Genomic DNA, 26,084 nt, shown 5'->3' with positions numbered 1-26,084 from the left:
CTCCTCCGTGCGCGCAAACGACCCCACCCCCCCCCCCCCCCCCCCCCCCCCCCCCCCCCCCCCCCCCCCCCCCCCCCCCCCCCCCCCCCCGCCGGGGGAGCCCGGGTCAGCGCCGGGCGCGGGCCTCCTCGATGCGCTGCCGCACGGGTGCGTAGTGGTCGGTCAGCGCCGCCGCGAACTCCACGGGGTCGCGGTCCCGGACGGCGTCCACGATGCGCTGGTGGTTGGCGATGGTCGCCGCCTCGTGCTCGTGCGTGAACACGTCGAGGTGGGGCGCGACGATGACGTAGACGTCCCAGAACGCCGAGGACAGCTGTCCGATCAGGTCGTTGCCGAGGGGGGCGAGGAGCAGGGTGTGGAAGGCCCGGTCGGTCTCGACGAAGCCGTGCCCCTCCCCGGCGCCGGCCCGGCGCATCTCGTCGACGAGACCGTCCAGGCGGTCGATCTGCTCGTCGCTGAGGGCTTCCACGAGCCGCTCCGCCATGCCGCGTTCGAACAGCTCGCGCACCTCGACGAGGTCGCTCATCACCTGGAAGTCGTCGTCGGGGCTGAGCAGGCCCCGGAAGGCCAGGCTCTCCACCAGGGCGGACAGGCTCAGCCGGCCGACGTAGGTGCCGTGCCCGTGCCGCACCTCGACGATGTCGAGCGCGGTGAGGATCCGGATGGCCTCCCGCACGCTGGAGCGGCTGGCGCCGAGCGCCTCGCACAGCGCGGGCTCGGTCGGCAGCGGATCCCCGGGGCGCAGCTCGTTGCGCAGGATGTACGACTTGATCCCGTCGACGACCTCCTGCCGCAACGGCTGCCGTACCGCCTTGGGTTCCGGCGCAGCACGCCGAATCGCCTTCTGTCCCACCGCCACCTCTTGACCCCTCTCCCTGGCCCGACTACGTTCCCACGCTATCAAGCATCAGACATCAGACGTCTGACGCACTTCCGACGGGGTACGTTCGCGCCAGCCCGTCGCACAGAACCAGCCATGCACACCCTCGCCCGTCATGACTCCCCGCCAGGAGGATTCCTTGTCCCCGCGCAGCGCAGCCGGCGTCGACCGCCGCACCTTCATGAGATACACCGGCGCCCTCGGTGCGGCGACCGCGATCACCGCGGGTCTCTCCGCCTGCGGCGGTCCGGGCAGCACCGGTGACGACTCCGGTGGTTCCGGCGGCGGCGCCGACACCATCGAGGCGGGCCTCTCCTACCCGCTCTCCACGGGCTTCGACCCGATGATCACCTCCGGCGCGACCCCGTTCGCCGCCAACATGCACATCTTCGAGGGCCTGGTGGACCTCGACCCGGTCACGCTGGTCGCCCGGCCGACGCTGGCCACCGGGATGCCGCAGAAGATCAACGCCACCACCTACCGGGCCACCCTGCGCGAGGGCGCCACCTTCCACGACGGCTCGCCGGTCACCGCGGACGACGTGGTGTTCAGCTTCGAGCGCGTCCTCGACCCGGAGAACGCCTCGCTGATGGCGCAGTTCGTGCCGTTCATCGACCGGGTGAGGGCGGTCGACGCGTCGACGGTCGAGTTCAAGCTCAAGCACCCCTTCGCGCTCTTCCCGTCCCGCATAGCCGTGGTGCGGATCGTGCCGAAGAAGATCGCCGGCGCCGACGCCAAGGCCTTCGACGCCGAGCCGGTCGGCTCGGGCCCGTACCGCTTCGTGTCGGCGGTCCGCGAGGACAAGATCGTCATGGAAGCGTACGACCGGTACAACGGGCCGCACCCGGCCAAGGCCAGGAAGATGGTCTGGTACCTGATGTCCGACCCGTCGGCCCGGGTCAGCGCGCTCAAGTCCGGCCGGGTGCAGGCCATCGAGGACGTGCCCTACATCGACGTCGAGGGCTTCACGGGCAAGGACAAGGTGGAGTCCGTCCAGTCCTTCGGCCTGCTGTTCCTGATGTTCAACTGCAAGGACGAGCGGTTCGCGGACAAGCGGGTGCGCCAGGCGCTGCACTACGCGCTCGACACCGAGAAGATCATCTCCACCGCCCTGCTGGGCAACGCCGAGCCCGCCACCGGATACGTCCAGGCCACGCACCCCGACTACCACAGGGCCGCCACCGTCTACGGCCACGACCCGGCCAAGGCGAAGAAGCTGCTCGCGGAGGCGGGCGTGGGGAAGCTCTCCTTCACCCTGCTGCTCACCGACACCGGCTGGGTCAAGGACATCGCGCCACTGATCAAGGAGAGCTGGGCCGCGGCCGGCATCGAGGTGAAGCTGGACATCGCCCAGTCCCCCGCCCAGTACGCCAAGGTCGACAAGGGCGCCTTCGAGGTGCTGGCCGCGCCGGGCGACCCGTCGGTCTTCGGCAACGACGCCGACCTGCTGCTGCGCTGGTTCTACTACGGCTTCTGGCCGGAGAAGCGGTACGGCTGGACCGGCTCCGACGCCTATAGGAAGACCAGGTCGCTGCTGGACAGGGCCGCTTCGGAACCCGACGCGCGGCGCCGCAAGGAGCTGTGGGGCCAGGTCACCGACCTGGTCGCCGAGGAGGCCGCGCTGTACCCGGTGCTCCACCGCAAGCTGCCCACCGCCTGGCGCGAGGGGGCGCTGGAGGGCTTCGAGCCGCTGCCCACCACCGGCCTGTCCTTCGTGGACGTCGGCCGCGCCTGAGCCCGTACGCCCGTCACCGGGCCGCCGCCGCTCCCCGCCGGGCGGCGGCCGGCCCCCGCTCCTAGGAACCTCACGATGGTTGCATTCCTCCGGCTCGCGCTGCGCCGCGTCGCGATGATGCCGGTGATGGTGCTCGGCATCGCGCTGCTGGTCTTCGTGGTGCTGCAGTTCTCGCCGGTCGACCCCGCGTACAACGCGCTCGGCGACAGCGCGAGCCCCGAGGCGCGTGCCGCGTTCGCCGAGGCGCACGGCCTCGACGACCCGCTGCCGGTGCGCTACCTCGCCTTCCTCGCCGACCTGGTGCAGGGGGACCTCGGGGTCACCGTGCCGCCCAGCCAGCCCGTCGCCGACCGGATCGCCACCGCTTTCCCCCTCACCCTGCAACTGACGCTGCTCGGCCTGGCCCTGGCCGTCGTGCTGGCCCTGGTCTTCGGCGTCACCAGCGCCATGTACCGGGACCGCTGGCCCGACCAGGTGTTCCGGGTGCTGTCGATGGCCGGCATCGCCCTGCCCTCGTTCTGGCTCGGCGTGCTGCTCATCCAGCAGTTCGCGCTGAACGTGCCGCTCTTCCCGACCGGCGGCTACGTCAACCCGGCCGACTCCTTCGGCGGCTGGCTGCAGAGCCTCACGCTGCCCGCCGTCGCCCTCGCCCTGCCGGTCGCCTCCTCGCTGGCCCGCCTGATCCGCACCTCGATGGTCGCCGAACTCGACCGCGACTACGTGCGCACCGCCCGGGGCAGCGGCCTGCCGCCGTTCCTGATCGTCCGGTCGGTGCTGCGCAACGCCCTGGTCACCCCGCTGACCGTGCTCGGCGTCAAGGTCGGCTACATGCTCAGCGGCGCCGTCGTCATCGAGGCGATCTTCGACCTGCCCGGCATGGGCAAGCTGATCCTCGAGGGCGTCACCGGGGGCGACGTCGGGCTGGTCCAGGGCACCGTGCTCACCATCGCGGTCGCCTTCCTCGTGGTCAACGTCGTCGTCGACCTGCTCTACCTGCTCGTCAACCCGCGCATCAGGACGGTGTGATGTTCGCCCCACGCTCCCTCGCCGAGCGGCTCCGGCCCGGCACCCGCCTGCGCCGCCTGCCCGTGCCCTCCCGCATCGCGCTCGGGGTCCTGCTCGTCGTCGTCCTCGGCGCGCTCTTCGCGCCGCTGCTCACCCAGGACCCGCTCGCCACCGGCACCCCCGCCCGACCGCCGGGCGCCGACCACTGGTTCGGCACCGACCGGGCGGGCCGCGACGTGTTCGCCCGGGTCGTGCACGGCGCGCGCTACTCCCTCGTGATCGGCTTCGGCGCGACCCTCCTCGCGCTGCTCATCGGCTCGGTCCTGGGCGCCCTCGCGGCCACCTCGCGCAAGCTCGCCGACGAGTCGGTGATGCGCACCCTGGACGTGGTGATGTCCTTCCCGCCGATCGCCCTGGCCGCCGTCCTGGTCGCGGTGTTCGGGCCGAGCGTCCCGGTCATCATCTTCACCATCGCCTTCGTCTACTCCCCCTCGCTCGCCCGGGTCGTGCGGGCCAACGTGCTGGAGCAGTACGGCGAGGACTACGTCGCCGCGGAGCAGGTCGTCGGCGCCCGCCGCCACTACATCGTGGCCCGGCACGTCGCGATCAACTGCGCCGCGCCGGTCCTGGTGTTCGCGACCGTCATGGTGGCCGACTCGATCATCTTCGAGGCGAGCCTGTCCTTCATCGGCGCCGGTGTGCAGGACCCCGACCCGAGCTGGGGCAGCGTGCTGGCCTACGGCCGGCAGATCCTGCTCTCGGGCGGCTGGTGGGCGACCCTCTTCCCCGGCCTGTGCCTGCTGGTCACGGTGCTCGCGCTGAACGTCCTGTCCGAGGGCATGACGGACGCCGCCGCGTCCCCCGACAAGGCCCGCGCCGCCGGCGGCGACACCGCCGAGAAGGCCGCCGCCGTCGAGCCGGCCGCCGACCGGGCCGAGGCGGACGCCGCGCTCGCCGAGCTCGCCGCCCGGCTGGAGGCGACGGAGCCCGCCGTGCCGCCGCTGCCCGACGACGCCCCCGACCTGCTCGTCGTACGCGACCTGACGATCCGCTTCCCCGACCGCTACGGCGACGTCCGCGTCGTCGACGGGATCTCCTTCACCGTCCGCGAGGGCGAGACCCTGGGCCTCGTCGGCGAGTCGGGCTGCGGCAAGTCCGTCACCAGCCTGGCGGTCATGGGCCTGCTGGCCCGCAACGCCGAGGCCGAGGGCGAGATCCTCTACCGGGGCCGCGACCTGCTGAAGCTGTCACCGAGGGAACGCCGGGCACTCATGGGCCCGGAGATCGCCATGGTCTACCAGGACGCCATGTCGTCCCTCAACCCGTCGGTGCTGATCGGCACCCAGCTGCGGCGGCTCACCTCGCGCGGCGGCACCCGCACCCCCGCCGAACTGCTCGACCTGGTCGGCCTGTCCCCCGAGCGCACCCTGCGCAGCTACCCGCACGAGCTCTCCGGCGGCCAGCGCCAGCGCGTGCTGATCGCCATGGCGCTCTCCCGCAGCCCCCGGCTGCTGATCGCCGACGAGCCGACGACCGCGCTGGACGTCACCGTGCAGGCCCAGGTCGTCGAACTGCTGGTCAGGCTCCGCGACGAACTCGGCTTCGCGATGGTCCTGGTCTCGCACGACCTGGCTCTCGTCGGCGACCTCGCCCACCGGGTCGCGGTGATGTACGCGGGCCAGGTCGCCGAGGCCGGCGCCACCCGTTCCCTGCTGACCGACCCGGTGCACCACTACAGCCGCGGGCTGCTCGGCTCCGTCGTCTCGCTGGAGGCGGGCGCGGGCCGGCTGCACCAGATCGGCGGGGTGGTGCCCGCGCCGAAGGCGTTCGGCCCCGGCTGCCGGTTCGCCTCCCGCTGCGCCGCCGCCACCGAGCTGTGCGCCACCACCCCGCCGCCCCCCGCCGACCGCGGCGACGCGCGGGACCACCTGTTCGCCTGCCACCACCCGGCGCCCGCGCGCCCGTCGGCCAAGTCGCTGGAGGGTGCCCGATGACCGCCGCGAAGGACACCTCGATGGACCCACTCGTCCGGCTGGACGGCATCCACGTCCGGCACAAGGCCCGCAGCGGCGGCGTCCTGCGCCGGGACGCCGTGCACGCCCTGACCGACGCCTCCCTGGAGGTCCGGCGCGGCGAGATCCTCGGCCTGGTCGGCGAGTCGGGCTGCGGCAAGTCCACCCTGGCCCGCGTGGTCACCGGGCTGCAGCGCCCGACCGAGGGCCACGTGTACTTCAAGGGCCGGGACCTGTGGACGATGCCCGCCGCCGAACGCCGCACCCGCTTCGGCGCCTCCGTCGGCGTGGTCTTCCAGGACCCCTCCACCGCGCTGAACCCGCGGCTGCCGGTGCGCCGCATCCTGCGCGACCCGCTGGACGTGCACGCCCGCGGCACCCGGGCCGAGCGGGAGCGGCGCGTCGAGGAACTCCTCGACCTGGTCGGACTGCCCGGTCACACCCTCCAGGCGCTGCCCGGCCAGCTCTCCGGCGGCCAGCGCCAGCGCGTGGCCATCGCGCGCGCCCTGGCCCTGGAGCCGGAGCTGATCGTCGCCGACGAGCCCACCAGCGCCCTGGACGTGTCGGTGCGCGCCCAGATCCTCAACCTCCTGGTGGACCTGCGCGCCCGGCTCGGCCTCGCCATGGTGTTCATCTCGCACGACGTGCAGACCGTGCGCTACCTGTCCGACCGCATCGCCGTGCTGTACCTCGGCCGCGTCGTCGAGGAGGGCGGGGCCGCCGCGGTCACTGGCGGCTCCCGGCACCCGTACACCGAGGCGCTGCTCTCGGCCACGCCCAGCCTGCTGGAGCGCCCCGAGCGCATCGTGCTGCACGGCCCGGTGCCCTCGGCGACGCACCCGCCCGCCGGCTGCCCGTTCCGCACCCGCTGCTGGAAGGCGGACGACGCGTGCGCCACCGCGTTCCCGGCCGCCGCGGTCGGCCCGGGCGGCCACCGCTGGCACTGCGTGCACCCGCAGCCGGGGGACGCGGCTCCCGCGGTGTCCCCGCCGGAGGGCGCCGCGCACGGCGCGTGACGCCCGCCGGGGGCGGCGCGCGGCTCCCGCCCGCCGCCCCCGGCGGGCGGGCCGTCGCCCCCGCGGTGCGTGCGGCCGACCGGATCGCGGGCGGCCGGCGGTGTTCAACCGGGACGGGAGGGGGACCCGGGGGCGGGGGAAGTACGGAGGGAGCCGAGAATGGCTGACGACGACTTCTACACACGCGACCGCCCGGACAACCCGGGGCTCCCGGAGGACCGCCCTCGGGGCGGGGGCCCGGAGGACACGTCGGCCCGCAGCGGGACCCGGCGGGGGAAGCCCGTATGGCTCATCATCGGGCTCGTCGCCCTCCTGGTGATCTTCCTGGCGCTCTTCATGCCCTGAGCCGCCGGACGGCCGGGAACACCGCGGCCGCCTTCGCTGTTGCCGTCCAGGGGAACAGCGAAAGGCGGAACCGTGCACGGTGAGTACAAGGTGCCCGGCGGCAAGCTCGTCGTCGTGGACGTGGACGTGGAGGACGGCGTGCTGCGCCGCACGCGCGTGGCGGGCGACTTCTTCCTCGAACCGGACGAGGCGCTCGACGCCGTGAACCGCGCCCTGGACGGCGCCCCCGCCGACACCGACGCCGCCGGGCTCGCCGCGCGGATCGACGCGGCCCTCCCCGAGGGGACCGTGATGTACGGACTGACCTCGGAGGGCGTCGCCGTCGCGGTGCGCCGCGCGCTCGCGCACGCCACCGACTGGACCGACTACGACTGGCAGGTGATCCACGAGGGCCCGCAGGCCCCGGCGCTGCACATGGCGCTGGACGAGGTGCTCACCGCCGAGGTCGCCGCGGGGCGCCGGCCGCCGACGCTGCGGGTGTGGGAGTGGGGCGCCCCGGCCGTGATCATCGGCAGCTTCCAGTCCCTGCGCAACGAGGTCGACCCCGAGGGCGCCCGGCGGCACGGCATCGAGGTCGTGCGCCGGATCTCCGGCGGCGGCGCGATGTTCGTGGAGCCCGGCAACACCATCACCTACTCCCTGTCGGTGCCGCAGGCGCTGGTGCAGGGACTGTCCTTCCAGGACAGCTACGCCTACCTCGACGACTGGGTGCTCGGCGCGCTCGGCGACATGGGGGTCAGGGCCTGGTACCAGCCGCTGAACGACATCGCCACCGACCAGGGCAAGATCGCCGGCGCCGCCCAGAAGCGGATCGTGGGACCGGACGGCGGCCCCGGCGCCGTGCTGCACCACGTGACCATGGCCTACGACATCGACGCCGACAAGATGCTCGACGTGCTCCGCATCGGCAAGGAGAAGGTGTCCGACAAGGGCACCCGGAGCGCCGGGAAGCGGGTGGACCCGCTGCGCCGGCAGACCGGCCTGCCCCGCGAGGCCGTCATCGACCGGATGATCGACTCCTTCCGCGCCCGCTACGGGCTCACCGACGGCAAGGTGACGGAGGAGGAACTGGCCCGCGCCCGGGAACTGGCCCGGACGAAGTTCACCTCGCCGGAGTGGACCGCGCGGGTGCCGTGAGGGATGCGGCGCACCTGCTCACCGGGGCCCGGTCCGGCACGTGCCGGGCCGGGCCCCGCTTCGTCCGTGCGCCCGGCCCGACGGCCGCTGCCGGGCGCGGCCGTCGGTGAACCCTCCCGCGCGCAGGCGGTCGACGACGCCGCCGCGGGCCACGGCCTCCTCCCGGGCGGGGTGAGGGGGAAGTCCCCTTCCGTCGCCTGACGGCGCGTCACGTCCGTTCTCCCGCACGGCCGCACCGCCGCTCCCTCCGGAAACCTCCCGCCCGGTGCGGACCGCGGGCCGCACGCGGCCAAGTCGCCCTTGTCCCACCGAAGCACACCAAACGAGACCGCCCGGCGGTACGCCCCCGTCACCGCCCGCCTACGGAGCGAGTTGGGCCTTTCCCGTCACAACAATGCGTGTGACACTGGCGTCCCGTCCGCTGTGCGGGCCCCCCTCCGCACCGTCCCCCACGAGAAGTGCGCCGTGCGTTCCTTGCCCCTGCCGCTCGCCCTGACCGCACGCCTGTCCCCGGTGGTCGTCCTCGCCGCGGCGGGTTGGGCGCTGTCCTCCGGCCCGTCGTCCGCGCCGCAGGCCGCGGAGGACGAGAAGCCCGCCCGGAGGACGGAGACCCAGTCCTCCGCCGCCCCCTCGGCGACCCAGGCGGTGAAGACCTACCCCGCCGCGCCCGCGCCGTGCACCGCGCTGGCGGAGGGGACCGTCAAGTCCCTCGTGCCGGGCGCCAAGACGGCCGGCAAGGAGATCCCCTCCACGGACCCGGAACTGCGCCGCACCTGCTCCTGGAACGCGCTCGAGGGCTACGAGTACCGCTGGCTCGACGTGTCCTTCGAGGTGCTGGCGTCGGACGAGGCGGCGGAGCGGTCCTACGAGGGCCGCCTGAAGGACAGGAGCGGCGGGGGCGCCGTCCCCGGGCTCGGCGACGCCGCGTACTCCGTGGTGAACCTGACCACCGAGGACAAGCAGGAGACCCGGGAGGGCTCGGTGGTGGTCCGCGCCTCCAACGCGCTGGTGGTCGTGACGTACAACGGCAGCGACTTCGAGTCGAAGAAGGCGCCCGGCACGGACGAGATCAACAAGGGCGCCATCAAGGCCGCCAAGGAGGCGATGGCGGCCCTGGAGAAGGGACGGGGCTGACCCGGCCCCCTCGGGCCGCGCCGGGCGGGCCGTCCGCCCGCCCGGCCGCCCCGCTCCCTCCTGCCCCGCCCCCCTCTCCGCCCGCCCTCTTCCGTCCCGGCCCGGCCCGACTCCGCCCGACTCCGCCCGGCTCCGGGCCGGCCCCGCCCCGGCCCGGGACGTCCCGGCCGCCGCCGGGACCCGCGGGCACGCTCCCCGGCCCCCGACGCCGATCCGGAATCCATGGTTCCGTGACATCCCTCACGCCGCTTCCCGATCTACGCAGGCCGTTTAGTAGGACCCGCTCCGGTGACATAAGGGATTTGTCCGTCTTGGCGTGAACCCGGAACGAGCCGGGGCGGGTGGTGACCCGGCCGGGAACCGGAAGTCCCCGTTCTCCCGCCGCACGGGGGCTCCTGACGGGTCGGCAGGCACCGCGGAGGGACCGTCGCGGGCGGGGCGGCACGCTCCCCCGCCCGCCGCAAGACCCCCGCGGGCCTACGAGGCGCAGTAGTATCCCGGCCCTTTGCGCCCGGCGCGGAGCCGTCCCAAGAATGACGAACCTCCGGACAAGGGGTGAGGTCACTCATGGGAAAGCATCGCCACCACAAGAAGTACCGGCGGACGGTCGTCGCGGCCGCCGCCCTGGGCGTCATAGGCATACCCTCGGTCGCCATGGCCTGTACCGACTGGCCCGGCGGCGGGCAGCGGCAGCAGGACACCGCCGCGGCCGACGACCGGCGGGACCGCACCGACCGGTTCCGCCCGTGGAGCGGCCAGGACGAGGAGCCCACGGCGGCGCCGTCAAGGACGCCGTCCGCCACCGCGAGCCCGTCGAGGGACGGCGCGCCGAAGCGGGACGGCGCCGACTCGTCGCACGAGTCGCAGAAGACGCAGAAGCCGTACAAGTCGCACAAGCCGAAGAAGCCGGCCCCCGGGGCATCCGCCTCCACGCCCGCCTCCAGGCCCACCACCGCGGCCCCGAAGCCCGCCGCCGGCGCCCCGAAGCCCACCTCCACGGCTTCGAAGCCCGCCGCCGGCGCCCCGGAGCCCACCGCTCCGGCCCCGAAGCCCACCACGGCCGCCCCCGAGCCCACCACCGGTGCCCCGACCCCCGCCCCGACGGGTGGCGCCGAGGCCTCCGGTGCCGTCGCCGAGGTCGTGGCGCTCGTCAACACCGAGCGGAGCAAGGTCGGTTGCTCCCCGGTGAAGGTGAACGCCACCCTGACCGAGGCCGCGCAGAAGCACAGCGAGGACATGGCGGCGAGCCGCACCATGTCGCACACCGGCTCGGACGGCTCCTCGCCCGCCGAGCGCATCACCCGCGCCGGCTACGACTGGAGCACCTACGGCGAGAACGTCGCCTACGGCTACTCCACCCCCGAGAAGGTGATGGCCGGCTGGATGGCCAGCCCCGGCCACAAGGAGAACATCCTCAACTGCGCGTTCAAGGAGATCGGCGTCGGCCTCGCGCAGCCCGGCTCCTACTGGACCCAGAACTTCGGCACCGCCCGGTAAGGCCCCGTACGCCCGCCCGCGCCCCGGGGCCGCCACCGGTACCGCCAGGACGGGACCGGCGGCGGGCCCCCGCGGTGCGGGACGGCCGCGGTCGCGGGCGCGCCCCCGGCGGACGCGCCGGTCAGCGGTCGAGCGCCGGGATGATCTCCGCACCGTAGGCGTCGATCGTCCTCTCCTGCGCGTCGTGCATGTCGTACACGGCGAACTGGTCCACCCCCAGTTCACGCAGCGCCTTCAGCTTCTCGACGTGCGCCTCGGCCGGGCCGAGCAGGCAGAACCGGTCGACGATCTCGTCGGGGACGAAGTCCGCGGACGGGTTGCCGGCCCGCCCGTGGTGGCCGTAGTCGTAGCCCCGCCGTCCCTCGATGTACGACGTCAGCGCCTCGGGGACCAGGTCCGAGTGCGCGCCGTAGCGGGCGACCAGGTCCGCGACGTGGTTGCCGACCATGCCGCCGAACCAGCGGCACTGCTCGCGGGCGTGCGCCAGGTCGTCACCGACGTACGCCGGGGCGGCCACGCAGACGGTGACGGAGCCGGGGTCGCGGCCCGCCTCCGCGGCCGCGGCGCGCACGGCCTTCACCATCCACCCGGTCAGGTAGGGGTCGGCGAGCTGGAGGATGAAGCCGTCGGCCTTCCGTCCGGCGAGGGCGAGCGCCCTCGGCCCGTACGCCGCCATCCAGACGGGCAGCTTCCCGTCCCGCACCCAGGGGATCCGCAGCGGCTGCCCGTCGACCTCGGCCTCGCGCCCCTCGGCGAGGTCGCGGATCGCGTCGATCGCCTCGCCGAGGCGGGCCAGGGTGCCGGGCCTGCGTCCGGCCACGCGCATCGCGGAGTCGCCGCGGCCGATGCCGCAGACGGTGCGGTTGCCGAACATGTCGTTGAGGGTGGCGAAGGTGGAGGCGGTGACCTCCCAGGTGCGGGTGCCCGGGTTGGTGACCATCGGGCCGACCTTCAGTTCCGTGGTGTTGGCCAGGATCTGGCTGTAGATGACGAACGGCTCCTGCCACAGCACGGCGGAGTCGAAGGTCCAGCCGTGGGTGAAGCCGCTCCGCTCGGCGCGCTGCATCAGGCTGACGACCCGCGAGGCCGGCGGGTCGGTCTGCAGTACGAGTCCGAAGTCCATGCGCACCGCTCCTAGTCGAGGTACTGGCAGGTGGACCGCGGGGTGTAGACGCCGTGTCCGGCGCGTCCGGTGTACTCCCGCTCGGTGATGACGGGTTCGCCGCGCGAGAGGACGGTCTCGACGCGGCCGGTGACCCGCTTGCCCTCGTAGGCCGAGTAGTCGACGTTCATGTGGTGGGTCTCGGCGGAGATGACCTGCTCGGCGTGCGGGTCGTAGATCACGACGTCGGCGTCGGCGCCCGGCGCGAGGGTGCCCTTCTTCGGGTACAGGCCGAACATCCGGGCCGGGGCGGCGCAGGCGATCTCGATCCAGCGGCGGCGGGAGATGTGCCCGTCGAGGACGGCCTGGTGCAGCAGGTCCATGCGGTTCTCGACGCCCGGCAGACCGTTGGGGATCCTGGAGAAGTCGCCCCGGCCGAGTTCCTTCTGCCCGGTGAAGCAGAAGGGGCAGTGGTCGGTGGAGACCACCTGGAGGTCGTCGGTGCGCAGGCCCCTCCACAGCGCGGCCTGGTGCTCCTTCGGCCTCAGCGGCGTGCTGCACACGTACTTGGCGCCCTCGAAGTCCGGCTCGGCGAGGTTGTCGGTGGACAGGAACAGGTACTGCGGGCAGGTCTCGCCGAACACGGGCCGGCCCTCGCCGCGGGCCCGGGCCAGTTCGGCGACCGCCTCGGCGGCGGAGACGTGCACGACGTACAGCGGGGCGCCCGCGACCTGCGCGAGCCGGACGGCGCGGTGGGTGGCCTCGGCCTCCAGCAGGGCCTTGCGGACCTCGCCGTGGTACCGCGGGTCGGTCTCGCCGCGGGCCAGCGCCTGCTCGACGAGCACGTCGATGGCGATGCCGTTCTCGGCGTGCATCATGATCAGTCCGCCGTTCCCGGCGGCGCGCTGCATGGCGCGCAGGATCCGGCCGTCGTCGGAGTAGAACACCCCCGGATACGCCATGAACTGCTTGAAGGAGGTGACCCCTTCCTCCACCAGGAGGTCCATCTCCTTCAGCGTCCCGGCGTTGACGTCCGAGACGATCATGTGGAAGCCGTAGTCGACGGCGCAGTTGCCCTCGGCCTTGGCGTGCCAGGCGTCCAGGCCCTCGCGCAGGGAGCGGCCGACGCCCTGGACGGCGAAGTCGACGATGGTGGTGGTGCCGCCCCAGGCGGCGGCCCGGGTGCCGGTCTCGAAGGTGTCGGAGGCAAAGGTGCCGCCGAAGGGCAGCTCCATGTGGGTGTGGGCGTCGACGCCGCCCGGGATGACGTACTTCCCGGTGGCGTCGACCGTCCGGTCGGCGGTGAAGGCCCCGGCGGCCGGGGTGCCGGAGGCGGCGAGGGCGGCGATGCGGCCGTCCTCGATCAGGAGGTCGGCGTGGATCTCGTCGGAGGCGGTGATGACGAGGCCACCACGGATGACGGTACGGCTCATGCGTTCACGCTCCGCTGGGTTGTGGTGGAAAGGTGCGGGCCGTCGGCGGCCGGCCACGTCCGCGCGGCGGTGGCCGCGGGGAGGGCGGTCCCGCCCCCGCGGCCCGCCCGCTCGCTCGAGCCGGTGCTACAGCGTGCTCCGCAGGGCGTCCTCGAGGATCGCGGCGCCCTCCTCGGCCTCCGCGACGTTGAGGGTGAGCGGCGGGGCGATGCGCAGGGCGCTGGTGTCGTGCCCGCCGCCCCTGCCGATGAGCAGGCCGCTCGCGCGGGCCGCCTCGAGGACGGCGGACACCGCCTCGGGGTGGGCCTCGTCGGTGCCGGGCTTCGTCAGCTCGATGCCGATCATCAGTCCGCGCCCGCGCACCTCCCGCACCGCCGGGACCCGGGCGGCGGCGGCCCGCAGCCGTTCGATGAGCAGGCCGCCGACCCGGCGGGCGTTGCCCTGGAGGTCGTGTTCCAGCAGGTAGGTGAGGTTGGCCAGGCCCGCCGCCATGGTGACCTGGGTGCCGCCGAACGTGGAGATGCTGTTCGCGTCCAGGCAGTTCATGATCTCGGAGCGGGCGATGACGCCGCCGATGGACATGCCGTTGCCGATGCCCTTGGCGAAGGTCACGATGTCGGGCGGGCCGCTGCGGCCGTGCGCCTGCCAGCCCCAGAAGTGCTCACCGGTGCGGCCCCAGCCGGTCTGCACCTCGTCGGCGATCCACAGGACGCCCCGTTCGTGCAGCACCTCGCGGAAGGCCGCGTACAGTCCGTCGGGCGGCGAGGTGAAGCCGCCGATGCCCTGGATCGGCTCGGCGATCAGCGCGGCGGGCGGGCGGGTGTGGCCGAGCAGGTCCTTGAGGTCGTCGACGCAGGCCGCGACGAAGGCGTGGTCGTCGAGGGCGGCGAACGGGCCGCGGGTGCGCACGCCGCCGTGGACGTACAGGGTCTGCAGCGGGGACAGCGAGGTCGGGGACCAGCCGCGGTTGCCGGTGATGCCGACGGCGCTGAAGGAGCGGCCGTGGTAGCTGTTGCGCATCGCCAGGACCGTGTTGCTGCGCCGGTAGGTGGTGGCGAGCAGCAGGGCGGTGTCGTTGGCCTCGGTGCCGGAGGTGGTGAAGAACACCCGGGCGTCCGGGATTCCGCTCAACTGGGCGATGCGTTCGGCGAGTTCCACCATCGGCCGGTTGAGGTAGAGGGTGGAGGAGTGCAGGATCCGCCCGGCCTGCTCGCTGACCGCCTTGGTCACCTCGGGCAGGGCGTGGGCGGTCATGGTGGTGAGGATGCCGCCGAAGAAGTCGAGGTAGCGGTTGCCCCGTGCGTCCCAGACGTGGCGGCCCTCGCCGTGGGTGATCTCCAGGGGCCTGTCGTAGTAGAGGGCGAGCCAGTCCGGGAGCACCGAGCGGTGGCGGCCCAGCAGGTCGTCGGTCACGGCCGCACCAGCCCCTCGTAGGCGTCGGGGCGGCGGTCGCGGTAGAAGGCCCACTGCCGGCGCACTTCCTCGATGAGGTCGAAGTCCAGGTCGCGGACCACGAGTTCCTCCTTGCCGTCGTCGGCGACGTCGCCGACGAACTGCCCGCGCGGGTCGACGAAGTACGAGGTGCCGTAGAAGTCGTTGTCCCCGTACTCCTCCCGGCCCACGCGGTTGATCGCGGCGACGAAGTACTCGTTGGCGACGGCCGCCGCCGGCTGCTCCAGCCGCCACAGGTGGGCCGACAGGCCGCGGTGCGTGGCGGACGGGTTGTACACCAACTGGGCGCCGTTGATGCCGAGTTGCCGCCACCCCTCGGGGAAGTGGCGATCGTAGCAGATGTAGACGCCGACCTTGCCGACGGCGGTGTCGAAGACCGGCCAGCCGAGGTTGCCGGGCCGGAAGTAGAACTTCTCCCAGAAGCCCTTCACCTGCGGGATGTGGTGCTTGCGGTACTTGCCGAGGACGGTGCCGTCGGCGTCGATCACCGCGGCGGTGTTGTAGTAGAAGCCCGACCGCTCGACCTCGAACACCGGCACGACGATCACCATGCCGGTCTCGCGGGCGAGTTCCCGCATCCGCAGGACGGTCGGGCCGTCGGGCACGGGCTCGGCCCAGCGGTAGTGCTCGGGGTCCTGGACCTGACAGAAGTAGGGGGAGTTGAAGACTTCCTGGAAACCGATGATCCCGGCGCCCTGCCGGGCCGCCTCACGGGCGTGCTCCTCGTGCTTCGCCAGCATGGACTCGGTGTCGCCGGTCCAGGTCGCCTGGACCAGAGCGGCGCGTACGACGTTGGCCATGAGCTGCTCCTTCGACGCGATGTCAGCCCCGCTACGCCTGTGGAAACGGTCGTAGAGGGACGAACGTATGCCTCTCGGGCGGGCTTGCCAAGACCATCGCCGCCGGGCCGCGGAGTCGATCGCGTTTCACACCCCGGTGGGTGAGTCGCGGCGCCGGGGGCCGGCTCAGGCGGCGGCCGGCTCGCTCGCGGCGCCCGGGGCGTCCGCCGCGCAGCGTCCCGCCAGCTCGTCCATCGACAGGCCGAGCGCGCCGGCCAGCGCGGCCACGGTGAAGAACGCCGGGGTCGGGGCCCGTCCGGTCTCGATCTTCCGGAGGGTCTCCGGGGAGATCCCGGCGCGTGCCGCGACCTCCGTCATGCTGCGGTCGCCGCGCGCCTCGCGCAGCAGCCGGCCGAGCCGCTCGCCGCGTTCACGCTCTTCGGGGGTCAAGGGGGTGCGCACCATGGCACCCATTCTAATACCGGTATAGTAATTGGCATGGTGGAGCTGAAGACCGACACATCGATCGATGCCATGCACGAGGCCGGCCAGGTCGTCGCGAGCGCGCTGACGGCCGTGCGGAAGGCCGCCGGCGTGGGCGTCTCCCTGCTGGAGCTGGACGAGGTGGCGCGGGACGTGCTGCGCGCGGCGGGCGCGACCTCGCCCTTCCTGGGCTACCGGCCCTCCTTCGCCCCGACCCCGTTCCCCGCCGTGATCTGCGCCTCCGTCAACGACGCGATCGTGCACGGCATCCCGGACGGGTACCGGCTGCGCGACGGCGACCTCGTCTCCGTCGACTGCGGCGCCGAACTGGGCGGCTGGGCCGGGGACTCGGCGATCAGTTTCATCGTGGGCACCCCGCGTCCGGCCGACGTGACGCTGGTCGAGACCGCCGAGCGGGCGCTCGCGGCGGGCATCGCGGCGGCCGTCGTCGGCAACCGCATCGGCGACATCGCGCACGCGATCGGCACGGTGTGCCGCGGCGCGGGGTACGGCGTCATGGAGGACTTCGGCGGCCACGGCATCGGCCGCCGCATGCACGAGGACCCGCCCGTGCCGAACGAGGGCCGGCCGGGCAGGGGCATGCCCCTGCGGCACGGCATGGTCCTCGCGATCGAACCCATGCTCATCGGCGGCGGCACCGACGCCTACCGCGCGGCCCCGGACGGCTGGACCCTCCGCACCGACGACGGCTCGCGCGCGGCCCACGTGGAGCACACGGTGGCGATCACGGAAGCGGGCCCCCGCGTCCTCACCGCCCGCCGCTGACCGCGGGCGGCCGTGCCTCCTGCGGCGCCCCGGGGAGCGGGAAGGGGCCGGGAACCGGGGGTGTCCCGCACCGCCCGCGCCGGGAACGCCGGAGCGCCGGGAACACCCGAAACCCGGACATGCCCACCCGAACGGATCGTGTCATCGTGGGCATGAGCGAGCCCCGGCCGGGTTACCCGGCCCCGGCACGTCGACCCAGCGAAGGAACGGATGACGATGACGAGTGGCTTCATCGGCCCGGAGGGTGACCCGTTCGCAGAATTCCTCGCGCGCTTCTTCGGCGGACCGCGCCCCCGCCAGATCGACATCGGCCGGCTGCTCAGCCAGCCGGCCCGGGAGCTGGTGCGCGGCGCGGCCCAGTACGCCGCCGAGCACGGCAGCCGGGACCTGGACACCCAGCACCTGCTGCGCGCCGCGCTCGCCGCCGAGCCGACCCGGAGTCTGCTCAGCCGGGCGGGCGCGGATCCCGACTCGCTGGCGGCGCAGATCGACGACCGCTCGGGGCCGGCGCAGCACGGGCCCGGTGACGCCCCGCCGCCGACCTCGCTCTCCCTGACCCCCGCCGTCAAGCGGGCCCTGCTGGACGCGCACGAGATGGCCCGGGCCAGCGGCACCGGCTACATCGGTCCGGAGCACGTGCTCAGCGCCCTGGCGGCCAACCCCGACTCGGCCGCCGGGCACATCCTCAACGCGGCCCGGTTCACCCCCTCCGGCCCGCCGGAGACACCGGAGGCCGCGCCGTCCCGTGCCGAGCGGCCGCGCCCCGCGACGGGCACGCCGACCCTGGACAAGTACGGCCGCGACCTCACCGAGCTGGCCCGCGAGGGCCGCATCGACCCGGTGATCGGACGGGAGCAGGAGATCGAGCAGACCGTCGAGGTGCTCTCCCGGCGCGGCAAGAACAACCCGGTGCTGATCGGTGACGCGGGCGTCGGCAAGACCGCCGTCGTGGAAGGGCTGGCCCAGCGGATCGCCGAGGGGGACGTGCCCGACGTGCTCCTCGGGCGGCGGGTGGTCGCCCTGGACCTGACGGGCGTGGTCGCCGGAACCCGCTACCGGGGCGACTTCGAGGAGCGGATGAACACCATCGTCGAGGAGATCCGCGCCCACTCCGACCGGCTGATCATCTTCATCGACGAGCTGCACACCGTCGTCGGCGCCGGAGGGGGCGGTGAGAGCGGCTCGCTGGACGCCGGCAACATCCTCAAGCCGGCCCTGGCCCGCGGTGAGCTGCACGTCGTGGGCGCGACCACACTGGAGGAGTACCGCCGGATCGAGAAGGACGCGGCGCTGGCCCGCCGCTTCCAGCCGATCCTGGTGCCCGAGCCGACCCCCGCGGACGCGATCGAGATCCTGCGCGGCCTCCAGGACCGGTACGAGGCCCACCACCAGGTCCGCTACACCGACGAGGCGCTGGTGGCGGCCGTGGAGCTGTCCGACCGCTATCTGAGCGACCGCCGCCTGCCGGACAAGGCCATCGACCTCATCGACCAGGCCGGCGCCCGGGTGCGGCTGCGGTCCCGCACCAAGGGCACCGACGTGCGGGCCATGGAGCACGAGGTCGAACAGCTGACCCGTGACAAGGACCAGGCGGTCGCCGACGAGCAGTACGAACAGGCCACGCAGCTGCGGGACCGCATCACGGAGCTGAAGCGGCGGATCGCCCAGGCCGGCGGCGACGGCGAGGTCGACGAGGGACAGAGCCTGTGGGTGGACGCCGAGGCGATCGCCGAGGTGGTGTCCCGGCAGACCGGCATCCCGGTCAGCCGTCTCACCGAGCAGGAGAAGGACCGGCTGCTCGGTCTGGAGCAGCACCTGCACCAGCGGGTCGTCGGCCAGGACGAGGCGGTGCGCGTCGTCTCGGACGCGGTGCTGCGCTCCCGCGCGGGCCTGGCCAGCCCCGACCGGCCGATCGGCAGCTTCCTGTTCCTCGGGCCGACGGGCGTCGGCAAGACGGAGCTGGCGCGGGCGCTCGCCGAGGCGCTGTTCGGCAGCGAGGACCGGATGGTGCGCCTCGACATGAGCGAGTACCAGGAGCGGCACACGGTCAGCCGGCTGGTCGGCGCCCCGCCCGGGTACGTGGGGCACGAGGAGGCCGGGCAGCTGACCGAGGTGGTGCGCCGGCACCCGTACTCGCTGCTGCTGCTCGACGAGGTGGAGAAGGCGCACCCGGACGTCTTCAACATCCTGCTCCAGGTCCTCGACGACGGCCGGCTGACCGACGCGCAGGGCCGGACGGTGGACTTCACCAACACCGTCATCGTGATGACCAGCAACCTCGGCTCCGAGATGATCACCCGGCGCGGGGCGTCCCTGGGTTTCGCGTCCGGCGGTTCGGACGCGGACGAGGAGGCGCGGCGCGAGCAGGTCCTGCGGCCGCTGCGGGAGCACTTCCGGCCCGAGTTCCTCAACCGGATCGACGAGATCGTGGTCTTCCGCCAGCTCACCGCCCAGGAGCTGCGGCAGATCACCGACCTGCTGCTGGAGGGCACCCGGCGCAGGCTGAAGGGCCAGGGGATCGCGGTCGAGTTCACCGACGCGGCCGTGGACTGGCTGGCCGAGCGCGGCCACCAGCCCGAGTACGGCGCCCGGCCGCTGCGCCGCACCATCCAGCGCGAGGTCGACAACCGGCTCTCCCGGCTGCTGCTGGACGGCCGGGTCGAGGAGGGCGGCCGGGTGACGGTGGACGCGCGCGACGGCGGACTCGACTTCCGCACCCGGGAGACGCCGGCCGTCGAGCTGTGAGCCGCCGGGCGGACGGCACGGGGGGGGGCCCCCGGGGGGTTTCCCCGGCCCCCCGCCCCGTGTCACCGGAGGGCGCGCCGTCGTGCCGCTCCGCCGCGGGACGCCTACCGCGCCGGGCGCACGACCATCGCCGAGCCGCCGCCCCTGCGCACCTTCTCCGCCGCCGCGAGCCACCGGCCGTCCGGCAGGCGCTGGACGCCCGTGGCCGCGCCGATCTCGGGGTTCTCCCGGAACACGTGCCCGACGGCCTCCAGACGCTGCCGCAGGGCGCTGTCGTACAGGCCGGGTTCGAGGTCCGTCCGCTCCGTGTTGCGCTGGCTGGCGCGCGGCGCGGCGATCGCGTCGGCCAGGTGCAGCCCGCGGTCGAGGAAGCCGGTGAGGACCTGCAGCACGGTGGTGATGATGGTGGCGCCGCCGGGCGAGCCGAGGGCCACCACCGGCCGGTCGTGCCGGTCGAGCACGATCGTCGGGGCGATGGAGGACCGGGGCCGCTTGCCGGGGCCCGGCAGGTTCGGGTCGTGCACGGCCGGGTTCGCCGGGGCGAAGGAGAAGTCGGTCAGCTCGTTGTTGAGCAGGAACCCGCGACCGGGCACGGTGATGCCGCTGCCCCCGGTCTGCTCGATGGTGAGGGTGTAGGCGACGACGTTGCCCCACCGGTCGGCGGTGGTGAGGTGCGTGGTGCTCTCGCCCTCGTACGTCGTCGGGGCCGCCGTCCCGCCCGGCGCGCAGGGCCGCGGGTCGCGCGGGTCGCCGGGGGCGAGCGGGCTGGTGAGGACGGCGTCGTCCTCGATCAGGCACTCCCGCGCGTCGGCGAACCGCTGCGAGAGCAGTTCCTTCGCCGGTACGTCCTCGAAGGCGGGGTCGCCGACCCAGCGGCCGCGGTCCGCGAACGCGATGCGGCTCGCCTCGATGAGGCGGTGCAGGTACCGGACCTCGCTCGCCCCGGAGAGGTCGGTCCGCTCCAGGATGTTGAGCGCCTCGCCGACCGTGGTGCCGCCGGAGGAGGACGGGGCGACGGAGTGGACGTCCAGGCCCCGGTAGGAGGTCTTCGTGGACGGCTGGAGCTTGGCGCGGTAGGCGGCGAGGTCGCGGGCGGACAGGTCGCCGGGGCGGGCGTTCCAGCCCGAACCGGGGTCCACCGGCGGTTTGTTCACCGTGTTCACGACGTCCCGGCCGATGCCGCCCCGGTACAGCGCGTCGACGCCCTCGCGGCGCAGCTCGGCGTAGGTGCGGGCCAGGTCGGGGTTCTTGAAGGTGGAGCCGACGGCCGGGAGTTCGCCGCCCGGCAGGAACAGTTCGGCGGTGTCGGGGAAGCGGCGGAAGCGGGTCTCGTTGGCGGCGGTCTGCGCGCGGAAGGTCTCGTCGACGGTGAAGCCGTCGCGGGCGAGCCGTTCGGCGGGTTTCAGGACCGCCGCGAGCGTCCTGCTGCCCCAGGCGTCGAGCGCGCGCTGCCAGGTGGCGGGCGTGCCCGGGGTGCCGACGGCGAGACCGCTGCCGACGGCCTCGGCGAACGGGATCGGCGTGCCGTCCTCCAGGAACAGGCCGGCGTCGGCGGTCAGCGGGGCGGTCTCGCGGCCGTCGAGGGTGTGCACGGTGCGGGAGCGGGCGTCGTAGTGGACGAAGTAGCCGCCCCCGCCGATGCCGGCCGAGTAGGGCTCGGTGACGCCGAGCGCGGCGGCGGTGGCGACGGCCGCGTCGACGGCGTTGCCGCCGGCGCGCAGGACCTCGATCCCGGCGGCGGTGGCGTCGGCGTCGACGCTGGCGACCGCGCCGCCGTACCCGACGGCGACCGGGGCCCCGGGGGCGCGGTCGGCGGGCGTGCCGTGCTGGGCGGGGGGTGCCGCGGCCCCCACCGAGACCACGGCGGCGCAGACCGCCGGCACCATCAGTTTCCGAACGACAGGGCGACGCATCCGCACCTCCGGTGACAGGTCGTCAGCGCAGCCTAGTCCAGTCAGCATGACCCCGTCAGGAACCTCGCGGGCGTGCCGTCCCGGAGCCCCTGCCGTGCGCCCGGACGGAGCATCCGGCTGTCGAACACGGGTCCGCGCGGGCCCGCTACCATGCGCGCCCATGACTGACGACGTGCGCAACATCGTTCTGGGCGTGGTGGCCGCCGGCATCAGCGCCGCGCTGGGCTGGCTGGCCCGCACCTACCTGTGGAAGCGCAGGCTCCGGCGCAAGCGGGCCTTCTTCGGCCTGCCGGAGAACTCCGAGTCGCTGCTCGTCGTCAACCGCGACCCGGCCGCGGCGGAGCCCGCGGTGCACCGCTTCGACGTGTTCGCGCTGCTGGAGCTGGCCGCGCTGATCAAGGACTGCGGGGCGCACGTGCAGATGGTGACGCAGGACGCGGTGCACCAGGGGTTCGGCGAGCGGACCGAGTTCTGCGTGGGCGGCCCGGGCTCGAACCGGCGGATGGTGGCCCACATGGCGGCGATGCTGCCGGGCGTGCGGGTCAACGTCGACCCGGAACCGGGCCCGGACCGGGGCGCCTTCCAGATAGGCGCCGAGCGCTACCGCATGGACCCGGGCGTCACCGAGTACGTCCTGCTGGCCCGGCTGACCGCCGGTCAACGGGACGACGTCCGGCCGGTGTTCCTGTTCTGCGGCCAGCGCGCGATCACCAACCAGGCCGCCACCCGCTACCTCGCCCGCAACCACGAGCGGCTGGCCCGCAAGCACGGTTCCGGCTCCTTCGTCCTGCTGCTGAAGGTGATCAACTCGCAGGCGTACGGCCCCGATGTGGTCGAACTGGTCGCCGACGTGACCCGGGCGGCGCGGACCCCGCTGACCGGCCCCGCCGATCCCGCCGCTCCGCGCACCTCGCACCGGGCGCCCTGAGGCGCTCCGGCGCCCCGCATCGAGCGCAACCCGCCCGGCGCGCAGCTGACCTTCTCCTCGGCGGCGGACGACCCGTCCTGCGGGTCGGGTCCGCCGCGCGAGCAGTGATCTCCGGCTGCCGCCGGACGGGACTGGCCGATGTGAACCGCCGCTCCCCGCGGGCCGGGGGCGGTGGGCCCCTCCCGACGGCGGCGTCCCCGCCCCTGCGGCGAGGACCCCTCCCCCACCGGGACGGAGGGAACATCCTAGTCGAGGTCCGCACGGGCGGTCCCGCGGGCGTCACCCCCGCTCAGTGCGCGAGGCTCTCGGGGCGGAGGTCCCCGGGGGACCTCACGCCTCCGCGACCTCGGCGTACAGCTGCGACAGCTCGGGCACGCCGTGGGCGGCCCAGGTGTGCCCGGAGCTCACGACGTCGAACTCCCGGCCGGAGGCGAGCCGTACGACGGGCTGCCCGTCGGGCCGGATCTCCCAGGCGGCCCCGGGCACGGTGCGCACGATGACGGAACCCAGGTACAGCCCGGCGTCGTTGCCCAGCCAGGTCAGGGTCTCCTCGTCGTCCCGCCAGCCCGGCACCAGTTGGTCCAGCGCCTCCAACGAGGCCGGGGAGTCGTCCAGTCGGACGCCCGCCCGGTAGGCCTGGGAGCGCAGCAGCGCGCACTCCGCGAGGAGGTCCGCGATTCCCTCGGCACCGGGGAACCCGATCTTCCGCCGCCGATTGCCCAGGAAAGGGATGTTCATACCTCCAGCCTGTCATTCGTACCGTCTTCCGCACCACAGGGCGCGCGGAACCGGACGGGCCGGACGGGGGGCGCGGGCCGCAGGGCTACAGGTCCAGGTCCACCACGACCGGCGCGTGGTCCGAGGCGCCCTTGCCCTTGCGCTCCTCACGGTCGACGTAGGAGTCGGTGACCGCCTTGGCGAACGGCTCGTTGCCGTACACCAGGTCGATGCGCATGCCGCGGTTCTTCGGGAAGGCGAGCTGGCGGTAGTCCCAGTACGTGAACGGGTGCTCGTACTTGAGCGGGCGCGGGACGATGTCGGACAGGCCGGTCCCGCGCAGGGCGGCCAGGGCGGCGCGCTCGGCGGGGGTGACGTGGGTCAGGCCCTCGAAGGCGGCCCGGTCGTAGACGTCGTCGTCGGTCGGGGCCACGTTGTAGTCGCCCAGGACCGCGAAGGGGCGGTCGCCCGCCGCGTCGCCGGCCACGGCCGCCTTCAGGGCCTCGAACCACTGGAGCTTGTACGCGTAGTGGGGGTGGCCCACCTCCCGGCCGTTGGGCACGTAGACCGACCAGACGCGGACCGGGCCGCAGGTGGCGGAGACGGCGCGCGGTTCCTCGGAGCCCTCGTAGCCGGGACCGCCGGGCAGGCCCTTGACGACGTCGTCGAGGCCGACGCGGGAGAGCACCGCCACGCCGTTCCACCGGCCGGTGGCGTGCACCGCCGACTCGTAGCCCAGCTCGCGCAGCTGCTCGGCCGGGAACCTGTCCTCGGCGACCTTGGCCTCCTGGAGGCACAGCACGTCCGTGCCGCTGCTCTCCAGCCAGGCCAGGAGCCTCGGCAGGCGGGCGGTGATCGAGTTCACGTTCCAGGTGGCGATGCGCATGCCCCACAACCTACCCGGCCCCGGTGACAACCCCCGACCGCTGCCCGCGGGCTCACAGCGGGGTCGACGACCCGGGCGCGAGCCGGAGGTGCTCGGTGCCGCCGAGGGCGCCGATCTGACGGTCGTAGATCGGGCGGGCGAGGTCGGTGAGCAGGGCGTCGTGGACGTCGTAGGCGCGCTGCGGCCGGACCTCGCGGACGTAGTCGATGACCTCCGAGATCTTGTTCCAGGGGGCCATGACGGGCAGCATCAGCGTCTCGACCGGGTGGTCGGGGACGGTGAGCGCGTCACCGGGGTGGAAGAGCCTCCCGTCGACCAGGTAGCCCACGTTGGTGACGCGCGGGATGTCCGGGTGGATCACCGCGTGCAGTTCGCCGTGGACCTGGACGTCGAAGCCCGCGGCGGTGAAGGTGTCGCCGTGGCCGACGGTGTGCACCCGGCCCGGGAACGCCGCCGAGATCCGCTCCGCGACCGACTTCAGGGTCCAGACCGCGGCGGCCGGGTTCGCCTCCAGGGCGGCGCGCAGCCGGCCCTCGTCGAAGTGGTCCGGGTGCTCGTGCGTGACCAGGACGGCGTCCGCGCCGACGGCCGCGTCCTCCTCGCTGAACCCGCCGGGGTCGAGGACGAGGGTGCAGCCGTCCTTCTCCAGGCGGACGCAGGAGTGCGACATCTTCGTGAGCTTCATGTCTCCATCCTGCCCCCGGGCCCGTCGCCGCGCGGGGCGCCCGGGGATCTCTCCGGGATCGTTCCGGACCGCCCGGGACCGCCCCGGGATCACTCCGGGGGCGTGGTCTCCTCGCGGACGACCCGCTGGGCCACCCGGAACGCGCTGTTCGCCGCCGGGACGCCGCAGTACACGGCCGTCTGGAGCAGCACCTCCCCGATCTCGTCCGGGGTGAGGCCGTTGCGCAGGGCGGCCCGGGTGTGGGAGGCCAGCTCCTCCAGGTGGCCGCCGGCGACCAGGGCGGCGAGGGTGACGCAGCTGCGGGTGCGCCGGTCGAGCCCGGGCCGGTCCCAGACCTCGCCCCAGGCGTACCGGGTGACGAACTCCTGGAAGTCGCCCGAGAACCCCTCGGCCCGGGCCAGCACCCCGTCGACGTGCGCGTCGCCCAGCACCTCCCGGCGGACCTTGATCCCGGTGTCGTACGGGTCGGGCCTGCCCTGCGCCGGCGGCGCCGCGGCGGGCGGGGCGATCTCGGCGACGGGAGCGGGCTGCGGCGGGGCGGCGACCGGCACCGGCGCGGCCGACGCGGGCAGGACGGTGTGGCCGGTGGCGCTCTCGAACCCGGGCTGCCAGGCGGTGGAGAAGTGCCTCACCAGCAGGTCGGTGACGGCGGCGGGCTGCTCCACCGGCACCAGGTGGGAGGCGCCCGGCACGACGGCGAGCCGGGCGTCCGGGACGCCGGCGACCAGGGTGCGCGCCTCGGCGGGGCCGGTGATCTGGTCCTCCGAGCCGACCAGCACCAGGGTCGGCACGCCGATGCTGCCGAGTTCGGGACGCACGTCGAAGGAGGCGAGCGCCTCGCAGGCGGCGATGTAGCAGCCGGGGTCGGTGGTGCGCACCATCTGCACGGCCCACTCGGTGATCGCGGGCTGGGCGGCGGCGAACCCGCCGGTGAACCACCGGTCCGGCGCGGAGCGGGCGATGGGGTCGAGGCCGTTGGTGCGCACGACGACCCCGCGCTGGCGGAACTCGTCCGCCGTGCCGAAGCGGGGCGAGGCGGCGATCAGCGCGAGGGAGGCGAGGCGCTCGGGGTGGCGCAGGGCCAGTTCGATGCCGACGGCGCCGCCGAGCGCGCAGCCCGCGTAGCCGAAGCGCTGCACACCGAGGCCGTCGAGGGTGGCGAGCAGCCGCGCGGCGAGGTCGGCGACCGAGGTCGCGGGGTACGCGGGGGCGCCGCCGTGCCCCGGCAGGTCGAACCGGAAGACCCGCCACTGCCGGGTCAGCTCGGGGATCTGCCGGTCCCACATGTGCCATGTGGTACCCAGTGAGGGACCCAGGATCAGGACCGGGGCCTCTTCCGGCCCGTCAAAGCGGTATTGCAGGGTGTTCGGCGGTGTCTCACTCACGCGTCAGACCCTCTCACGTCTCACGGACG

The 26,084-nt window shown here is 73.8% G+C and carries 22 protein-coding genes; 11 read left to right on the top strand and 11 right to left on the bottom strand.

Translation table 11 applies throughout. The features are described 5' to 3' along the window. Positions 1 to 106: 106 nt before the first annotated feature. Positions 107 to 859, bottom strand: a complete 753-nt coding sequence (locus ACZ56B_RS01130; RefSeq protein WP_468784897.1) for a FadR/GntR family transcriptional regulator — start codon at positions 857 to 859, stop codon at positions 107 to 109. A 136-nt stretch (positions 860 to 995) separates the two neighbouring features. Between ACZ56B_RS01130 and ACZ56B_RS01125 the strand changes: the two genes are divergently transcribed. The 8 genes from ACZ56B_RS01125 (at position 996) to ACZ56B_RS01090 (ending at position 10,761) form a co-directional block, all read left to right on the top strand. Continuing rightward, complete coding sequence (locus tag ACZ56B_RS01125) at positions 996 to 2,615, top strand: ABC transporter substrate-binding protein (RefSeq protein WP_468784895.1); 1,620 nt, start codon at positions 996 to 998, stop codon at positions 2,613 to 2,615. A 75-nt stretch (positions 2,616 to 2,690) separates the two neighbouring features. Continuing rightward, on the top strand, positions 2,691 to 3,641 hold the full coding sequence (locus tag ACZ56B_RS01120) for an ABC transporter permease (protein ID WP_468784893.1): 951 nt from the start codon (positions 2,691 to 2,693) through the stop codon (positions 3,639 to 3,641). Then, on the top strand, positions 3,641 to 5,614 hold the full coding sequence (locus ACZ56B_RS01115; RefSeq protein ID WP_468784891.1) for a dipeptide/oligopeptide/nickel ABC transporter permease/ATP-binding protein: 1,974 nt from the start codon (positions 3,641 to 3,643) through the stop codon (positions 5,612 to 5,614). The genes ACZ56B_RS01120 and ACZ56B_RS01115 overlap by 1 nt, the downstream gene beginning before the upstream one ends. Further along, positions 5,611 to 6,648 (top strand): oligopeptide/dipeptide ABC transporter ATP-binding protein, encoded by a 1,038-nt coding sequence (locus ACZ56B_RS01110; RefSeq protein WP_468784889.1) that lies wholly within the window; start codon positions 5,611 to 5,613, stop codon positions 6,646 to 6,648. The genes ACZ56B_RS01115 and ACZ56B_RS01110 overlap by 4 nt, the downstream gene beginning before the upstream one ends. Positions 6,649 to 6,807: 159 nt before the next feature. Beyond that, positions 6,808 to 6,993 carry a hypothetical protein gene (locus tag ACZ56B_RS01105; RefSeq protein WP_468784887.1) on the top strand — a complete coding sequence of 62 codons (186 nt, stop codon included), beginning with the start codon at positions 6,808 to 6,810 and terminating at the stop codon, positions 6,991 to 6,993. Positions 6,994 to 7,065: 72 nt separating this feature from the next. Further along, positions 7,066 to 8,130 carry a lipoate--protein ligase family protein gene (locus tag ACZ56B_RS01100; protein WP_468784885.1) on the top strand — a complete coding sequence of 355 codons (1,065 nt, stop codon included), beginning with the start codon at positions 7,066 to 7,068 and terminating at the stop codon, positions 8,128 to 8,130. Positions 8,131 to 8,595: 465 nt separating this feature from the next. After that, positions 8,596 to 9,264, top strand: coding sequence for a hypothetical protein (locus ACZ56B_RS01095; RefSeq protein ID WP_468784883.1), 669 nt, complete (start codon positions 8,596 to 8,598; stop codon positions 9,262 to 9,264). A gap of 567 nt (positions 9,265 to 9,831) precedes the next feature. After that, positions 9,832 to 10,761 (top strand): CAP domain-containing protein, encoded by a 930-nt coding sequence (locus ACZ56B_RS01090; protein ID WP_468784881.1) that lies wholly within the window; start codon positions 9,832 to 9,834, stop codon positions 10,759 to 10,761. A 121-nt stretch (positions 10,762 to 10,882) separates the two neighbouring features. Here the strand turns inward: ACZ56B_RS01090 and ACZ56B_RS01085 are convergent, their stop codons facing one another. From ACZ56B_RS01085 to ACZ56B_RS01065, 5 genes are all read right to left on the bottom strand, one after another. Continuing rightward, on the bottom strand, positions 10,883 to 11,884 hold the full coding sequence (locus ACZ56B_RS01085) for a TIGR03842 family LLM class F420-dependent oxidoreductase (protein WP_468784879.1): 1,002 nt from the start codon (positions 11,882 to 11,884) through the stop codon (positions 10,883 to 10,885). An 11-nt stretch (positions 11,885 to 11,895) separates the two neighbouring features. Then, a complete protein-coding gene (gene hydA, locus ACZ56B_RS01080) occupies positions 11,896 to 13,296 on the bottom strand; it encodes a dihydropyrimidinase (RefSeq protein WP_468784877.1) in 1,401 nt (466 codons plus the stop codon). A 126-nt stretch (positions 13,297 to 13,422) separates the two neighbouring features. Further along, a complete protein-coding gene (locus tag ACZ56B_RS01075; protein WP_468784875.1) occupies positions 13,423 to 14,709 on the bottom strand; it encodes an aspartate aminotransferase family protein in 1,287 nt (428 codons plus the stop codon). Beyond that, a complete protein-coding gene (locus ACZ56B_RS01070; protein WP_468784873.1) occupies positions 14,706 to 15,548 on the bottom strand; it encodes a nitrilase-related carbon-nitrogen hydrolase in 843 nt (280 codons plus the stop codon). The genes ACZ56B_RS01075 and ACZ56B_RS01070 overlap by 4 nt, the downstream gene beginning before the upstream one ends. Positions 15,549 to 15,713: 165 nt before the next feature. Continuing rightward, on the bottom strand, positions 15,714 to 15,992 hold the full coding sequence (locus ACZ56B_RS01065) for a helix-turn-helix domain-containing protein (protein WP_468784871.1): 279 nt from the start codon (positions 15,990 to 15,992) through the stop codon (positions 15,714 to 15,716). Positions 15,993 to 16,025: 33 nt separating this feature from the next. Between ACZ56B_RS01065 and map the strand changes: the two genes are divergently transcribed. Both map and ACZ56B_RS01055 read left to right on the top strand, forming a co-directional pair. Further along, positions 16,026 to 16,796, top strand: coding sequence for a type I methionyl aminopeptidase (gene map, locus ACZ56B_RS01060; protein WP_468784869.1), 771 nt, complete (start codon positions 16,026 to 16,028; stop codon positions 16,794 to 16,796). A 216-nt stretch (positions 16,797 to 17,012) separates the two neighbouring features. After that, positions 17,013 to 19,541: an ATP-dependent Clp protease ATP-binding subunit gene (locus ACZ56B_RS01055; protein ID WP_468785020.1), complete on the top strand. Its 2,529-nt coding sequence runs from the start codon at positions 17,013 to 17,015 to the stop codon at positions 19,539 to 19,541. A gap of 104 nt (positions 19,542 to 19,645) precedes the next feature. On the opposite strand, the gene ggt is transcribed toward ACZ56B_RS01055, so the two are convergent. After that, a complete protein-coding gene (gene ggt / locus ACZ56B_RS01050) occupies positions 19,646 to 21,454 on the bottom strand; it encodes a gamma-glutamyltransferase (protein ID WP_468784867.1) in 1,809 nt (602 codons plus the stop codon). A 160-nt stretch (positions 21,455 to 21,614) separates the two neighbouring features. On the opposite strand from ggt, the gene ACZ56B_RS01045 reads away from it, so the two are divergent. After that, the gene (locus ACZ56B_RS01045) at positions 21,615 to 22,382 is read left to right on the top strand and encodes a hypothetical protein (RefSeq protein ID WP_468784865.1); all 768 of its coding nucleotides are present in this window, start codon (positions 21,615 to 21,617) and stop codon (positions 22,380 to 22,382) included. 330 nt (positions 22,383 to 22,712) lie between these two features. On the opposite strand, the gene ACZ56B_RS01040 is transcribed toward ACZ56B_RS01045, so the two are convergent. The 4 genes from ACZ56B_RS01040 to pcaDC all read right to left on the bottom strand — a co-directional run bounded on the left by ACZ56B_RS01040 (position 22,713) and on the right by pcaDC (position 26,055). Then, positions 22,713 to 23,120, bottom strand: a complete 408-nt coding sequence (locus ACZ56B_RS01040; protein WP_468784863.1) for a DUF6278 family protein — start codon at positions 23,118 to 23,120, stop codon at positions 22,713 to 22,715. Between the two features lie 85 nt (positions 23,121 to 23,205). Continuing rightward, complete coding sequence (locus ACZ56B_RS01035) at positions 23,206 to 23,985, bottom strand: exodeoxyribonuclease III (protein WP_468784861.1); 780 nt, start codon at positions 23,983 to 23,985, stop codon at positions 23,206 to 23,208. 52 nt (positions 23,986 to 24,037) lie between these two features. Continuing rightward, positions 24,038 to 24,670, bottom strand: coding sequence for an MBL fold metallo-hydrolase (locus tag ACZ56B_RS01030; RefSeq protein WP_468784859.1), 633 nt, complete (start codon positions 24,668 to 24,670; stop codon positions 24,038 to 24,040). Between the two features lie 89 nt (positions 24,671 to 24,759). Further along, positions 24,760 to 26,055, bottom strand: coding sequence for a bifunctional 3-oxoadipate enol-lactonase/4-carboxymuconolactone decarboxylase PcaDC (gene pcaDC / locus ACZ56B_RS01025; RefSeq protein WP_468784857.1), 1,296 nt, complete (start codon positions 26,053 to 26,055; stop codon positions 24,760 to 24,762). Positions 26,056 to 26,084 lie beyond the last annotated feature (29 nt).

Source organism: Streptomyces sp. NPDC034670 (assembly GCF_055574875.1).
This window is presented reverse-complemented; position numbering and strand designations above follow the sequence as displayed.

Coding starts and splice junctions, on each gene's coding strand:
- ACZ56B_RS01125 (WP_468784895.1), top strand. CDS start 996: ATGACTCCCCGCCAGGAGGATTCCTTGTCCCCGCGCAGCGCAGCCGGC.
- ACZ56B_RS01120 (WP_468784893.1), top strand. CDS start 2,691: ATGGTTGCATTCCTCCGGCTCGCGCTGCGCCGCGTCGCGATGATGCCG.
- ACZ56B_RS01115 (WP_468784891.1), top strand. CDS start 3,641: ATGTTCGCCCCACGCTCCCTCGCCGAGCGGCTCCGGCCCGGCACCCGC.
- ACZ56B_RS01110 (WP_468784889.1), top strand. CDS start 5,611: ATGACCGCCGCGAAGGACACCTCGATGGACCCACTCGTCCGGCTGGAC.
- ACZ56B_RS01105 (WP_468784887.1), top strand. CDS start 6,808: ATGGCTGACGACGACTTCTACACACGCGACCGCCCGGACAACCCGGGG.
- ACZ56B_RS01090 (WP_468784881.1), top strand. CDS start 9,832: ATGGGAAAGCATCGCCACCACAAGAAGTACCGGCGGACGGTCGTCGCG.
- ACZ56B_RS01085 (WP_468784879.1), bottom strand. CDS start 11,884: ATGGACTTCGGACTCGTACTGCAGACCGACCCGCCGGCCTCGCGGGTC.
- hydA (WP_468784877.1), bottom strand. CDS start 13,296: ATGAGCCGTACCGTCATCCGTGGTGGCCTCGTCATCACCGCCTCCGAC.
- ACZ56B_RS01070 (WP_468784873.1), bottom strand. CDS start 15,548: ATGGCCAACGTCGTACGCGCCGCTCTGGTCCAGGCGACCTGGACCGGC.
- ACZ56B_RS01065 (WP_468784871.1), bottom strand. CDS start 15,992: ATGGTGCGCACCCCCTTGACCCCCGAAGAGCGTGAACGCGGCGAGCGG.
- map (WP_468784869.1), top strand. CDS start 16,026: ATGGTGGAGCTGAAGACCGACACATCGATCGATGCCATGCACGAGGCC.
- ACZ56B_RS01055 (WP_468785020.1), top strand. CDS start 17,013: ATGACGAGTGGCTTCATCGGCCCGGAGGGTGACCCGTTCGCAGAATTC.
- ggt (WP_468784867.1), bottom strand. CDS start 21,454: ATGCGTCGCCCTGTCGTTCGGAAACTGATGGTGCCGGCGGTCTGCGCC.
- ACZ56B_RS01045 (WP_468784865.1), top strand. CDS start 21,615: ATGACTGACGACGTGCGCAACATCGTTCTGGGCGTGGTGGCCGCCGGC.
- ACZ56B_RS01040 (WP_468784863.1), bottom strand. CDS start 23,120: ATGAACATCCCTTTCCTGGGCAATCGGCGGCGGAAGATCGGGTTCCCC.
- ACZ56B_RS01035 (WP_468784861.1), bottom strand. CDS start 23,985: ATGCGCATCGCCACCTGGAACGTGAACTCGATCACCGCCCGCCTGCCG.
- ACZ56B_RS01030 (WP_468784859.1), bottom strand. CDS start 24,670: ATGAAGCTCACGAAGATGTCGCACTCCTGCGTCCGCCTGGAGAAGGAC.